General features: G+C 64.0%; 15 protein-coding genes. 4 read left to right on the plus strand and 11 right to left on the minus strand.

The window, feature by feature from the left end:
* Positions 1 to 4 precede the first annotated feature (4 nt).
* From J5Y06_RS17390 to J5Y06_RS17400, 3 genes are read right to left on the minus strand one after another with little or no spacing between them, the layout of a single operon-like run.
* Complete coding sequence (locus tag J5Y06_RS17390; protein ID WP_209336457.1) at positions 5 to 2,851, minus strand: relaxase/mobilization nuclease domain-containing protein; 2,847 nt, start codon at positions 2,849 to 2,851, stop codon at positions 5 to 7.
* Entirely contained in the window at positions 2,851 to 3,207 is a 357-nt protein-coding gene (locus J5Y06_RS17395; protein ID WP_342453447.1) for a plasmid mobilization protein, read from the minus strand. Before J5Y06_RS17395 ends, J5Y06_RS17390 begins: the two co-directional genes overlap by 1 nt.
* On the minus strand, positions 3,179 to 3,433 hold the full coding sequence (locus J5Y06_RS17400; RefSeq protein ID WP_209336459.1) for a hypothetical protein: 255 nt from the start codon (positions 3,431 to 3,433) through the stop codon (positions 3,179 to 3,181). Before J5Y06_RS17400 ends, J5Y06_RS17395 begins: the two co-directional genes overlap by 29 nt.
* 91 nt (positions 3,434 to 3,524) lie before the next feature.
* Between J5Y06_RS17400 and J5Y06_RS17405 the strand changes: the two genes are divergently transcribed.
* The 3 genes from J5Y06_RS17405 to J5Y06_RS17415 all read left to right on the plus strand — a co-directional run bounded on the left by J5Y06_RS17405 (position 3,525) and on the right by J5Y06_RS17415 (position 5,247).
* Complete coding sequence (locus J5Y06_RS17405) at positions 3,525 to 4,226, plus strand: ParA family protein (protein WP_209336460.1); 702 nt, start codon at positions 3,525 to 3,527, stop codon at positions 4,224 to 4,226.
* The gene (locus J5Y06_RS17410) at positions 4,223 to 4,579 is read left to right on the plus strand and encodes a hypothetical protein (RefSeq protein WP_209336461.1); all 357 of its coding nucleotides are present in this window, start codon (positions 4,223 to 4,225) and stop codon (positions 4,577 to 4,579) included. Before J5Y06_RS17405 ends, J5Y06_RS17410 begins: the two co-directional genes overlap by 4 nt.
* Before the next feature lie 164 nt (positions 4,580 to 4,743).
* Positions 4,744 to 5,247, plus strand: a complete 504-nt coding sequence (locus tag J5Y06_RS17415) for a helix-turn-helix domain-containing protein (RefSeq protein WP_209336462.1) — start codon at positions 4,744 to 4,746, stop codon at positions 5,245 to 5,247.
* Positions 5,248 to 5,346: 99 nt separating this feature from the next.
* Here the strand turns inward: J5Y06_RS17415 and J5Y06_RS17420 are convergent, their stop codons facing one another.
* Complete coding sequence (locus J5Y06_RS17420) at positions 5,347 to 5,907, minus strand: hypothetical protein (protein WP_209336463.1); 561 nt, start codon at positions 5,905 to 5,907, stop codon at positions 5,347 to 5,349.
* Positions 5,908 to 6,273: 366 nt separating this feature from the next.
* Between J5Y06_RS17420 and J5Y06_RS23475 the strand changes: the two genes are divergently transcribed.
* On the plus strand, positions 6,274 to 6,687 hold the full coding sequence (locus J5Y06_RS23475; protein WP_342453448.1) for a WGR domain-containing protein: 414 nt from the start codon (positions 6,274 to 6,276) through the stop codon (positions 6,685 to 6,687).
* Positions 6,688 to 6,765: 78 nt separating this feature from the next.
* On the opposite strand, the gene J5Y06_RS17430 is transcribed toward J5Y06_RS23475, so the two are convergent.
* The 7 genes from J5Y06_RS17430 to J5Y06_RS17460 form a co-directional block, all read right to left on the minus strand.
* Complete coding sequence (locus J5Y06_RS17430) at positions 6,766 to 7,095, minus strand: hypothetical protein (protein WP_209336464.1); 330 nt, start codon at positions 7,093 to 7,095, stop codon at positions 6,766 to 6,768.
* Positions 7,096 to 7,160: 65 nt separating this feature from the next.
* Complete coding sequence (locus tag J5Y06_RS17435; protein WP_209336465.1) at positions 7,161 to 7,484, minus strand: DUF736 domain-containing protein; 324 nt, start codon at positions 7,482 to 7,484, stop codon at positions 7,161 to 7,163.
* A 731-nt stretch (positions 7,485 to 8,215) separates the two neighbouring features.
* Positions 8,216 to 8,749, minus strand: coding sequence for a hypothetical protein (locus J5Y06_RS17440; protein ID WP_209336466.1), 534 nt, complete (start codon positions 8,747 to 8,749; stop codon positions 8,216 to 8,218).
* A gap of 228 nt (positions 8,750 to 8,977) precedes the next feature.
* Positions 8,978 to 9,394, minus strand: a complete 417-nt coding sequence (locus tag J5Y06_RS17445; protein ID WP_209336467.1) for a hypothetical protein — start codon at positions 9,392 to 9,394, stop codon at positions 8,978 to 8,980.
* Positions 9,384 to 9,644, minus strand: a complete 261-nt coding sequence (locus tag J5Y06_RS17450) for a type II toxin-antitoxin system prevent-host-death family antitoxin (protein WP_209336468.1) — start codon at positions 9,642 to 9,644, stop codon at positions 9,384 to 9,386. Before J5Y06_RS17450 ends, J5Y06_RS17445 begins: the two co-directional genes overlap by 11 nt.
* Positions 9,645 to 9,821: 177 nt before the next feature.
* Positions 9,822 to 10,763 carry a DUF2493 domain-containing protein gene (locus J5Y06_RS17455; RefSeq protein WP_209336469.1) on the minus strand — a complete coding sequence of 314 codons (942 nt, stop codon included), beginning with the start codon at positions 10,761 to 10,763 and terminating at the stop codon, positions 9,822 to 9,824.
* A 260-nt stretch (positions 10,764 to 11,023) separates the two neighbouring features.
* Positions 11,024 to 12,070, minus strand: coding sequence for a DUF7146 domain-containing protein (locus J5Y06_RS17460; protein ID WP_209336470.1), 1,047 nt, complete (start codon positions 12,068 to 12,070; stop codon positions 11,024 to 11,026).

Here is a 12,070-nt window from a genome sequence, read left to right on the forward strand (position 1 = left end):
GCACCTAGCGTTCACGGTCATCGCGATCCCGTTCGCGACGCTCCTCGATCTCGCGCTCCAGCTCTTGCAAGCGTGGAACGTGCTGCTGCGGTGGATCGGACCGTGCGGCGTCCGCCGTGCGCTCGGGACCGTCCCGAACGACCGCTGGCGACACCTGCTGCCTCTCCGGACCTGACAGATTGCCGTCGCGCTCACGCGCAATCTCGTCAGGCTCAGGCGGCGAGGCGCGCTCATCATCACGATGGCGTTCCTGTGCTCGATCGTCGCTGGCCGACTCTGCCGCAGTCGCCGGACCTTCTCGCCTCTGTGCCCTCTGCTCTTGTTCGGCCAGAAACGCCTGAAGTTCGCTGCTTCGCCGGTTGTAGTTCTCCCATGCAGCTTCCGAATCCTGCCTGGTCCAGGAGCCGTCGACCCGGCCCCAGCCCACGGACCCGATCCCATTTTCCACATCGGTCACGGCGATCTCCATTTCGAGCGCCCTTAGCCCTTGCTCGTATTTCGCGAGGAGGTCACCATTACCCTTCGCTATGTCCGGGATCGGCCTTCCCTCAAACCCCTCATTATATGCGGCGTCGCGCTCCTCGTCCTGTTTCCGCTCGAAAGCCATTTCGGCCTGCCAGCCGAGGACGTCTGGATCGCCAGCTGCAGCCTCAGCCTCCAATTCGCGCCATGTCGAGTAATAGCCCTGCCGAATTTCATTGGCTTCTTCGATGCGAGCAGCAATTTCATTCTGACGCGCCGGCGTTTCGTTGGGGAAGTGCTCTCGAACATAGTGATCGGCGACTTCTCCAAGGTCAGTGTCGTCCCTGAGCTGGTCCTTCGGATAGCTCTCGACCACATGGTCCATGAGCTGTTGAGCCCCTGCCCTGTCGCGCGCGGCATTGTCGAGATTCTCGTTGAAATAGCGCTGGTGCAGCGCTGTCAGCGTTGGGCTGATTTCCCTGACGGATTCGACGCGGTTTTCACCCTCATGGGTCGCGCGGATGCCTTGCTGGGCCTCGGTCGCCTCGACTTCGACCGGCACGACTCCCTCATGCACACCACTATCGCGCAAAATCTGACGATCATGCGGGGCTTCGCCAACACCAGCCTGCCGTTCCGACAGCTCCAGATACTCACGCCGAATGCCTACGACCTCGAGTGCGGCGGCGGCGACCTCCTCAAAATCCTTCCGGTCCACCTCGTCGATCGAACTGCCGACCCTGTCGAGGACGCCCTCGACCCGCTTTTCGTAGGCTTCGAATTCCGGACGCGTCATCTCCCACATCTGTCCATCCTCACCATTCACGATCTGGTTCAACTCTATCATATTAGCTGCATTTTCGACAGTCCTCTGCTTCTGATCTCTAAAAACAATGTCATTTTGATTGCTATGGCAAACGCCTTCGAGACGGGTTATCTGAAGTGCCGCGAAATTGCCTTCCTGGGCGTCGGGAGTCTCGCTCGCCAAATCGTTCCAGGCCCGCGCCGCCTGCGCTGCGTACTGCCGGCTTCGGTTGGTGGTTGCGAGCTTGATCTCGTTCGTCCGTTTCGCTCGATAGCGGGAGTGCGCCGCCGCGCTCGTTCCCTCGTGTTCTGTCCGGCCGCGATAGCTGACCGGACGAACCTGGTTGCGCGTGTAGGCCGGCGCGTTGGCGAAGTCGCGACGGTCGGTCAGCTCCATGTCGATCCCTTGCTCCCGGGCTTTTTCGGCCATCAGGGAGCGCCATTCCCTGAATGTCTGCGGGCTCGTGACGATGCGCTCGCGAGTCTCCGAGCGCATGGTGACTATGGCATGGGCGTGGATATGCGGACGCTTGCCACCCTCGGCCATCTCTTTCGGATCGAGCGCCGGATCGTGGACGGCAAAAATGTAGCGATGTCCGGCAAACTGCTCGCCCAAGAACTCCCGCACCGCTCCTTCGAAGGCTGCCCCGTCCGTTCCGGCGCGCGCCGACACGATCAGGTGCATGATGTCCCTGCCCTTTCGGCTGTGCAGTTCGCTGCGCCAATCCTTCTGGAGCAGATCACCGGCCTGCGTGGCGTCACCGATCAACCGGCCGGTGTCGTCGCGAACCTCACCGTCGGTTCCGGCGACCAGCTCGCGCACACGCGCCGTGCCCCATTCCACGCCATTGCCATAGCCGTGGAAGCGGAACCGCGCTTCAACGTCTCGACCGGAATCGGAAATATCGAAGCGTTGCTGGACGATCTCGGCAGCTTTACGGTCACCGGTCAGGCGCTCGCCATCCCCCGACCGCAGAACGACAACGCCACTCACATGGAGCTCGCCAGCACCCCGCTCCCGAGATGCATAGACGAACCGCCGGTCACCGAATCCGGAACGCAGGATTTCGCGCAGTTGATCGTCCTGATCGACATCGTCGCGCAGCGAACTCGCATCGACCGAAACGTGGAACACGCCAAGATCGCGGCTGGCCGTGCGATTGTCGAACAGATGCTCCCATCCTGCACGCTGTTCGGCGAGCGCGTCCTTGCCGAGAATACGCTCGCCGCGCTCGTTTTCGACAGCAATTTCGCCTCCCCGCGACGTGTAGCTCATCATCGCTCCGGCGCGCGAGCCGCCGCCATAGGACGCGAGCTTGACCACCGCCGGCTGACTGCCGCGCGCCAGCGCCGAGAACCGTGTCCGCATCGAGCGGCCACCCCGCCCGCCCCGCATATTGCCGGCATCGCCCCGTCGCGGCCCCCGGCCAAAGCCGCCAGCGCCCACCTCAGGAAGCCGCGCCACCCCTCCCCTTCGCGGCTCTTCCCAATCGCCCTTATCGACCTGGCCAAGCTGCATTTCATGCATCAGAACGGCGCGGCGGCGTTCCCACTCCCGTTCGAAGGCGCCGGGAAGGATTTCCATCAGCCATCCTCCCCGCGTCTGACGGCGGAAGACCGCCTGGTCATCTCTCCAAGCTCGACCGCGAGAGCCGTCGCCACCCCATGCGCGTCGCGGATGCTGCCGGCCACGTCTCCATCGGCCACCGTCTTCTTACCGGTGTTGATGGCACGAGCGATCTGATTGAGATTGCCGCCGATCGCCCGCATGCCATCGGCAAGAAGACCGAGAACGGCACGATCCCCCTCTGCCAGGAACGGCCGCACGCCGGCGCCTTCCATCGACAGCGATCGGACAAACGCGGAAACGGTCATCCCGGCAGCATTCGCAGCCACCTCCAGGGCTTCGAACTCAGCCGGCGAGAAGCGGACATGCGCCACCCTGTCCTTCCGTTTCGACGCATCTGATTGGCTGCCGGCCATCGACATACGCACCCTTGATAGTGGTGGTTGCGGCCGCAGGCCGCGGATCGAGGGCTTGTCCCTCGATCGTCAGGAAAAATGTATCACATTTTTCCGTATCCTGCCAACTCTTTTCGATAGTGTTTTTCGCGATTTTTGCGCATCTGATGCCATTTTCCATATCAATATGGTTGTGTTTTTGCATGTTCGTGTGTTCCTATATCGATGTGAATCCACGACCACACGGAAATGGGTTCGTGTGTGAGTAGAAACACATTTTCGTGGGAGATGAGCCGATGACCGTCGTGATCGCCGCCATCAATGGCAAGGGAGGCGCTGGCAAGACCACTGCGCTGATGAACATCGCCGGCGAGTATGCCCTGCGTGGCGGACGCGTCGCCATGATCGACATGGACGCGCGCAACAATCTGATGAAATGGTGGACGGATTGTCAGGAGAAGGATTTCCAGCCCGAAGGCATTGACGTCTATAGCCACAAGACGGCGCGCGGGCTTGGCCGCTGGATGGAAGAGCATGCCGATGCGTTCGACTATGTGCTGATCGATACGCCCGGCGAGGACACGTCGATCGTCGACCCTGTGATCGCGGCGGCCGATCTGGTGATTTCGCCGGTCCAGCCGTCAAAACGCGAAGTAACCGGAGCGATCGACTGTTTCGAGAGTGTGCTGCGCGTCAACGAGGCCAGTGGCCGAAACTGCAAGCATGGGGTGCTGCGGACCCGGATCACGGTGACGGTGCGCCACACGGAACTCTACCGCAAGGTCCGGCCGATCATCGAGGACAAGGTCGGCACGTATCTGTTCCGCACCGAGGTGCTGGAGCGCAACGTCTACAAGGACATCCATAACGGCATCGGCACGCTGCAAATGCAGGAGGTGACGGAGGCGATCGCCAAGGCGCGGCGTGAGACACTGGCGCTGGTCGCGGAAGTCGACGCGCTGCTCGGCGATGAACCGGCGGCGGGATATGTGGCATGAGCGGCCGGGACAAACTCTCTCTGGATGAATTCGCCACCGCCCCGCACAGGGCGAGATCGGCAACGGGGACTGCGTCCGTGCGCATCGGGAGCGAAGCGTCGGCCGCCGTGGAAACCGTCGCCGAACCGGATATCCCGGCGGTCGTAGACAAGGGGCAAACGTCCAGTGAGGCGAAAAAGGCGCTGCGGCGGGTGAAGCGCGAGCGCATGAAGGGGTCGAGCCATTTCGTCAATGTCAATCTCGACCGCGAGACCAAGCGGCGGCTCAAGCTGGCCTCTTTCAATGCGGACACATCCATGCAGGCGATCATGGAGAAGGCGATCCGGCAATATCTTGACGGCAATGGCTATTGAACGAAAGGAAATGCGGTATCGTTGGGCAGGTGAGTTGAAACGGAGCGCGAATCCCTGCTAGGAGCGAGGTCGATTTAGCGTGGATTTTAGACATTCACGCGGGGTTGGTGGAAATTTCGCCACCAATTTGGTATAGACGGGCAACGGCAGGCTGCTACATCCAGATGGCCATCAAGGACATCCAGACTTTCATCGACAAGCACGGCCTCGTCGAGACCGAAGATTCCGAGGTCGACAAGCCGATCTGGCGCAAGCCGGGTTACGGCGGCGTTCGCAGTCTGCTCGACATGGAAAAGGGGTTGAGCCGTTACCTGCGCGAACGGCGTGACGCTCTCAACCTCAATCGTGAGCAGGTTGGCATGATGATCGGGATTCATCACGAGATCTATGCGCGCCACGAGCGGGCTGACGCCAAGCTGCGGGTTACGCGATTGCTGCATCTGGCCGAACTTTTGGGATTTTCGCCCTTCGAGGCGATCTATGCGGCAGCGCCGCAGTTTCTGGGCGACAGCGAGGAAGAGGCGGCGGTCAAGAACAAGCTCGTCAAGCGCATCCTCGACCTGCCACCTGCGACCGCGCAGAACCTGCTCTTGCTTGTCGAGGAACTGGCGCCTGACGCCCCGGATGACGGGACCTCGGAAGACCCGAAGAAGCGGCGGGACGCCTGACCGTCTGGAAGGAAGACGGGAGGCAGGCGGCGCCGCCTCCGTGGCGCGACTCGTCTGACACATCAAAGGATCGAGGCGGCTTGCGCCCCGATCCCGGCGTCAGTCGCAGCCGGTATCCATCCTTGCGAAGAACGTTTCCGGATCCTGCCCGGTGTTTTGCCACCATGCGGCCTCGGCTTCGGCCTCGCTGTAGTAGACGTTCTGGATGCTGAACCGCGCGCCGGTGATATCCTCGACCTCGGCGATGATCGGAGCGAGACCGCACAGCTTCTCGGTCGGGACCGGCACCGCGATCGGCACTTCCCCGTCCCGATGATGCCATTCACCGGTGCGGAAGTCGAAATATTCGCTTGAGAGATCGTCGACCAGATAATTGTCGAGAAGCGCGACCGGCTCCACCAGCCACGTCTCATACCAGGCTGTCTGGTAGTGATGCATGTCGAAGAATGCGTCCTGCTCGTCCTCGGTGCCGCGTGCTGCGACACGTGCCTGCTCTGCGGCGAGGATCTTACGCTGCGCGTCGATCATTGTTGCGAGCTTGGCCGCGAGGGTGTCGTGCGCGGTGCGCGCCAGTTCTGTGTCGCATCCGAGGCGATTGGCAAGGACGTTGATGCGCAAACCGGAGAGCTGCGCGATAAGCATGAGCGTGTTGTGTGCCATGACATGGTCTCCTTCATCTTGATGACGGAGGCCCGGCGACGGGCAAGTCGAGCATCGGGTCAAGGAGCGCGAAGCGACCGCCGGAGGCGGCAAGCGGAGGTGCCGATTTTCTGGTCCGGCCCGTCAGGGTCGGGCCTGAAAATTGGAGGGGCCGCGCAGTCCTTGAGGCGATGGGAGCGGCCAGTAGACTGGGACGTCAGAGAGATAGACCCCGCATCCCCGCCAGGGGATGCGTCGCTGTCCGGCGACCAGCCGGTGGGGTGTGCGAGGGGTTGCCCCTCGTGGCGTCGGGGGCCGGTCGATCCGGTCCTCGATGCCCCGCGAGAGGCGATCGTTACCGCAGGCGGAGACTGCTTTGCAGGCTCCGTGAGCGGCGCGCCAGCGACGCGAGTAGAGCGCGGTCGGCCGCAGGCCGGCTCGCCCAAACCGGGCCTCTGCATCCCATCCATCACCATTTTGAATCGGTTGCGCCCGACCGATTCAGAGAACGCGTTGGACGTGAAGGCTTCCATCCACAACACTTGTCTCATGAACATTGACGACGCGATCCATCTCCACCGCATCGATCCTGCGCGCAACATGGCACGCTACTATCGTCTCTCGTCCATGCCGGGCCTGTTCGGCGATGTCTGCCTCGTGCGTGAGTGGGGCAGGATCGGCCGAACCGGCCGGATGCGGATTGATCTCTATGCATCCTTCGAGGAGGCATGCGCGGCGTGTGAGGCATTGTCGCGCGTCAAGCGCCAGCGCGGTTATCGTGATGTATCGCGTGAGCGATGATGGCGGAGATGTCGAAATGTCATGACACAAAAAAGCCCGCGGCGGACGGTCGTCCGGCGCGGGCTTTATTGATTCTGGCTACTCCGATTGAAGATGCCGGAGCAACGCGGCCAGCGGCCCGTCTTGCGCTGGGCGATCGGCCTCGGCGGCGAGGTCGGCGATAAGGTCCGCGGCGATTTCGGCGGGCAGCGGCATGAAGTCGAACCCGCGTGATTGCGCGGCTGCGTGCAGGGTGTCGATCGTTTCATATTCACGGTCAGCAGTGCCGAGCCACAGGGCGAGATCGTCGCCGGCCTCGTCCGGGAATGCCTGCAGGAAGAAGGTGCGCAGCGGCGGATCGTAGCCGATCGTGGCATCGGCGTCGGAGCGGCCGTCGCTGCTGGTGACGGTGATGATGTAGCGGCTCATGGAAGCCTCCTGTTCGATGAGAGCAAAAAGAGAGCCGGCCCCTTGCGGGGCCGGCTCGCTGCGGTTCACTGCGGGTTGTTCCAGAGGATCACCTTCTTGTTCTCTTCGCCGCCCGGGGCGGGCGCGAGGTTGCCGAAGATCACGCCGATCTCGGGGGCTTCGAGCTTGACCGAGAGGTATTCCTCGCCCGAACGCTGGGAGATGCGGTGCCAGCCGGCTCCGATCTCGAAGCCCGTGCGCTTGTTGACGATGCGGTAGTCGGGAGCATCCTCGCGGGACTTGTTGGCGTTCGGGATCAGGGTGATCGGGGCGTTGACCCTGAGCGTGGCGAACACGCCTTCCATCGAGCCGTCTGCCTTGGCGGTGAGGTTTGCGATCGTGGTGGCCATGGTACTTCTCCTTCGGTTGTATCGGGACCATTCCCGATGGCGCCAAAGGAGGGGACCGTCCTGCTGCGGTCACTCGGCAACAAATTCTGGAAAATTCTATTTGCCGCAGACAGCGGGCCGCACTTTCAAAGGGCCCCGCTTGCGGGAAGGAAAGTGCCTGGCCCGCGAACAAAAGACCGAAATCGAATTTTCCTGAATTTGTGTCGAGCGTACCCCCAACGGGGGTTGACCGCAAAAGCAGGCGGTCTCCTACAAAGGCGACATAAACACGGGAATGGTGCGGATGTGAGCGCAGGCGATGCCTCCGGCCACCATCGCAGATCCATCACACGCAGCGCGACGGTTGCGGTTAAGCGTTTTGCCGCCCTGCGGAACTGCCCCTGCAGCACCGTTCCGTGCCAACCGCCCGCGCGAAATCCCCTGCCCCATCTTGCGTCACGCGCCCGGCTTCCGGATTGGAGCCGACTGGTGGTGCCCGACTCCAACGCCGGCGCGGTCATCTCGGTCAAGCTGCAGGAACCGGCATGCGCTGCCTGATCTGCAACCTCGCTCCCGTCTCTGGCGCGACGGACAGGCAGCCTGTTCCTCGGAGAGGCCCGGAGCAGCGGCTGAGGATGGCCCGCAAGGGGCAGGTGAACGTTCGTTGCGATCGTCGGAAACGCCATAGGTCGGCCTTCGGCCGGGTTAAGGCGGGCGGCTTGCGCCGCCCGGTCGGACAGCGCCAGCGGCGATCATTCGGACAGGGCCAAACGCTCGTCATCGCTCATGCGGGCTGCGACGGCGCGGCGGACCTCGTCGCCGGCGCTGGCGAGCATGGCCCGTGCATCCGCAATGGTGTGGACAGTGGCGGCCTTGCCGCGCATCATGTCGTAGACGACGCAAGGGCTGCCGATTCCCGTGAGGCGCAAGATATTGAGGCAGGTGCCGGGCGACGCGCCGTCCCAGACCATCAGGCCGAAATCGGCGCGGCGGGCCATCTCGCGGTCCTTCTCGGCATGGACGGCGAAGTCCTTTGCGCCATCAGGCGGCGGTATGTGATAGGCGGCCCAGTCGCCGAGATTGTTGCGTGGTTCGGCCCCGGCATGGAAGACGCCGACATGCTCGTAGCTATACCCTGCGAGCAGGCCCTGCATTTCGGCATCGGCGCCCGGCGCATCGCCGATCAGGACGCCATGCTCTTGTGCGACGATCGCGCCAATCCGCTCGACGGCCGGGGGTGGCAGTTCGATTATGTCGCGTGAGCCTCCGAGGAATATCATCGCCATGGTCGCTCTCCTTTCTCTGGAACAAAGCTTCCCGGCGCCGGCCCTCCCCTCCCTCTCACGCGCGCCGGATACCGCCGCAGGCAAAGCCGCCCCCTTTGGGGGCGAGACGTGGTGAGACGGGCGCGGCCGCACGCCGCGCCAAGAGCCCGGCCGGCCCAAAGCCGGCTCGCGTCGCTGTTGATGTCACAATGCTTCGGAAGCGGACAACGTGTCGGCTGCCGGAAGGCGTCAATCCAGACGGCTGACGCGCTGCCCCGACTGTCGTGCCTCGATGAAGGCGCTGGCGATCCTGGCGACGAATGTTTTGCTGAAGCGGCCGAGGGTGTTGCTGCCAGGCTCAATGTACCAGGAGCGCTCAACGACATCATAATTATACTCGTCGACAACGATCCAGCACTGCTTGAGATCGCCGAGACCCGCGCGCTTACGTTCGATCTCCGGGATATCCAGCGCCGTTCGACCCGGACGCGGCGGTTGTGTGGTTATCGCCAGCAACGCCAGGTGAGTGAATCCACCGTCGCTGCGCATGGCGATGACGACACAGGTCGGGCGGACCTTGCGGCCTTCGGTCTCGCCGCGCTCCTGCTGCCATGCCCAGAGATAGGGATAGGCGATGACCAGGCCGGGCAGGAATTCATGGCTCATCGTCATAGCCTTCGCCGCGCGCCAACCGCTCTAATTCGGCAGCGAACAGTTTCTGGTGCTCCTCCGGCATGTCGGCGGTATGATAGACGCGACGCGGATCGCGGCCGGTGCGCATCCGCTCGTAATGTTCGTAGCTCATTAGCACAAAACGCGGCTTGCGGTGCTTTGTGAGCACAATCGGTTCGCGGCTGGCCGCATCGGTGACGTCGCCAACCTGCTTGTTGAGATCGCCTGTCGTGAATTGCCGCATAGCCATGTCTCCTTGGTGATCTCCATAATATCCAGATTTCCCATATTCGCAAGAAACGCTGTCTGCTGGATGGCGCGATAGCGGAGCGCGACTTGTCGGCGTTCGACGAACCCGACGCCGCAGGGTCGGGTTCGTCGACATGATGGCAGCGCGCTCCAGATGCGGGAAAAGTGGCGCTCATGCGCCACCCTCCGTGAACCGCCAGACCGGAATGCCGAGCCGGCGTGCTTTGTCAGCCAGATTCTCGGTGATGCCGGAGCCCGGAAACACGATCAGCCCGTAGGGCATGACCGACAGCAGTTGGTCGTTGCGCCGGAACGGGGCGGCCTTGGCGTGCCGGTTCCAGTCCGGCTTGAAGGCGATCTGCTTGACCTTGCGATTTTCAGCCCAGCAGGCGGCGATGCGCTCGGCGCCGCGCGGGCTGCCGCCGTGTAGCAGCACCATGTCGGTGTGCTTCTCGCGGGCCTTGTCGAGCGCGTCCCAGATCCGGTCGTGATCGTTGCAGTCGAGGCCGCCGGCGAAGGCGATCTTGGTGCCGGCCGGGACCAGAACCTCGGTTTCGGCGCGGCGGCGTGCGGCAAGAAAGTCCCGGCTGTCGATCACCGCCGACGTCATCGCCTGGTGGCTGACCTTGGAGCCGGTGCGCGGACGCCACGCCGAGCCGGTCTGCGCCTCGTAGAGGTCGGCGGCCTCGTCGCGCATGATTTCGAGCACGTTGCGGCGCTCGACATAGGTGATGCCTTCGGCGGTCAGCCGTTCCAGTTCGACGGACTTCACCTCCGAACCGTCCTGCTCGTTCTGGCTCGACCGCTGTGCTTCCTCGTTGCGGTCGAGGTTGCGGGCGACGCGCTCGGCCGCACGGTGAAACACGTTGGTGAAGGACCAGAGCAGGTCGTCGAGGTCGGGTTCGAGCCTGGTTTCGCCGAGCATGCCGGTGAAGGTCTCGACGATCCCGGCGAGACCGGCCCGGATCACCCCGTCGTCGGGCAGCGGTCGGGGATCGGGCTCGTCCTGATGCGGACGATGGCCGTACATCTGCAGTTCGAGGATGACGCGGTCGGTCGGCGAGGAGGCGTGATAGGGCTCGTAGGCGTCGTCGAAAGGAAGCTCGTAGGTCATGGCGTGTCTCCGTCGGTTGTGGCCGCGCCCATCGCGGCCTGACAGCGAAACCCGGCCGCGCCCCGGGCGCGGCCGCACCGAAGGCCGGAACGCAGTGGAGGACGGCGCAGCCGTTGCGGCCGTGACCGGGGGGTGGCAGGGATCGCCTCTCAGGCAGGCCGCGGGCGCGGCCTCTCCGCCGGTCAGCCGGCATGCCTGCGACCTTTCCAATGACGCCGCGCCCCTCCCTGCGTGCCGGCCAGATTGCCGGTCTGGGCGGGTCATCCGGACGGCAGGAAAGAGCGGGCATCCTCGGGAACGAGCTGATCGGCGAGCGACGCCGCGAGATGCGCCGGGCCGAGTTGGCGCAGATCGTCGTTGAAATCCCCGAGCTGCGGGCGCAGCACCATGGTGAGGATGCCGGCCTCACCTGCGCGCTGGCTGAGACGCCGAATACCGTGCCGGCCGGCGGCGTCCGCATCGGCCGCGATGTAGAGGCGTCGACAGCCGGCCGGAAAGGTCAGGCTCGAGAGGTGGCTGGCCGAAGTGGCGGCAGCCACCGGCAGGACCGGCATCACCGTGCGCAGCGAGGCCATCGTCTCCAAACCCTCGCCGGCGGCCATGACCGGGATGGGCGCACCGGGACAAAGGCCGAGCCAGATGCCGTTGCCCAGCAGATGACCAAGAGAGCGGCGGGGGTCGTCGAGATGCGCCTTCCCTGCACCCGCTGGATCGAGCCATGTGCGCTGGATGCCTGTGACGCGCCCGTCGGGATCGGTCACGGCCGCGATCAACGCGGGCAAGGCGGACGTCTCGCCCGTCACGAGATCGCGGTAGTAGCAGCCGGGGTGGAAACGCAGGGCGCGCTCGCGCGCGGGCAAGAGGATGCCCCGCGCGGCAAGATAGCGTGCGGCAAGCGTGCCGGCGATCGGCTCCGACATGGCGAACAGGCGACGGGCGGCGTCGGGAGAGCCGCGTTGGGCGGCCGGCTGGCGCTGCGCACCAGGGGCTGGAGCGGCCGGTTCCGGATGCGGTTCGTTCAGGAACCGGCGGGCTTCGTCGGCGACCTCGCGGAATTCGGCGAGGCCGCAACTGAGCTCGATCACATCGAGCAGATCACCATATTCGCCGGTCGCCTCATCGACCCACTTTCCGGCCGGGCCCTTCGGGCTGTCCTTCAGCCGGACATGCATGGACCGGCCGCTTGCATTGCGGACGTCGCCGACAATCCAGTGATTGCCCGAGCGACGGCCGTTGGAAAGGTACGCGCGGCACACGGCCTCGGCATATTGGCCGAGCCGCCGCGCCAGGTCCGATGCGGATGACAT

The organism is Tianweitania sediminis, from assembly GCF_017813335.1.
Taxonomy (GTDB): domain Bacteria; phylum Pseudomonadota; class Alphaproteobacteria; order Rhizobiales; family Rhizobiaceae; genus Tianweitania; species Tianweitania sediminis.

Bases quoted from the DNA above. Each gene is read 5' to 3' on its own strand.
- J5Y06_RS17390 (WP_209336457.1), bottom strand. From the start codon at position 2,851: ATGGAAATCCTTCCCGGCGCCTTCGAACGGGAGTGGGAACGCCGCCGC.
- J5Y06_RS17400 (WP_209336459.1), bottom strand. From the start codon at position 3,433: ATGCAAAAACACAACCATATTGATATGGAAAATGGCATCAGATGCGCA.
- J5Y06_RS17405 (WP_209336460.1), top strand. From the start codon at position 3,525: ATGACCGTCGTGATCGCCGCCATCAATGGCAAGGGAGGCGCTGGCAAG.
- J5Y06_RS17410 (WP_209336461.1), top strand. From the start codon at position 4,223: ATGAGCGGCCGGGACAAACTCTCTCTGGATGAATTCGCCACCGCCCCG.
- J5Y06_RS17415 (WP_209336462.1), top strand. From the start codon at position 4,744: ATGGCCATCAAGGACATCCAGACTTTCATCGACAAGCACGGCCTCGTC.
- J5Y06_RS17420 (WP_209336463.1), bottom strand. From the start codon at position 5,907: ATGGCACACAACACGCTCATGCTTATCGCGCAGCTCTCCGGTTTGCGC.
- J5Y06_RS17430 (WP_209336464.1), bottom strand. From the start codon at position 7,095: ATGAGCCGCTACATCATCACCGTCACCAGCAGCGACGGCCGCTCCGAC.
- J5Y06_RS17435 (WP_209336465.1), bottom strand. From the start codon at position 7,484: ATGGCCACCACGATCGCAAACCTCACCGCCAAGGCAGACGGCTCGATG.
- J5Y06_RS17440 (WP_209336466.1), bottom strand. From the start codon at position 8,749: ATGGCGATGATATTCCTCGGAGGCTCACGCGACATAATCGAACTGCCA.
- J5Y06_RS17445 (WP_209336467.1), bottom strand. From the start codon at position 9,394: ATGAGCCATGAATTCCTGCCCGGCCTGGTCATCGCCTATCCCTATCTC.
- J5Y06_RS17450 (WP_209336468.1), bottom strand. From the start codon at position 9,644: ATGCGGCAATTCACGACAGGCGATCTCAACAAGCAGGTTGGCGACGTC.
- J5Y06_RS17455 (WP_209336469.1), bottom strand. From the start codon at position 10,763: ATGACCTACGAGCTTCCTTTCGACGACGCCTACGAGCCCTATCACGCC.
- J5Y06_RS17460 (WP_209336470.1), bottom strand. From the start codon at position 12,070: ATGTCATCCGCATCGGACCTGGCGCGGCGGCTCGGCCAATATGCCGAG.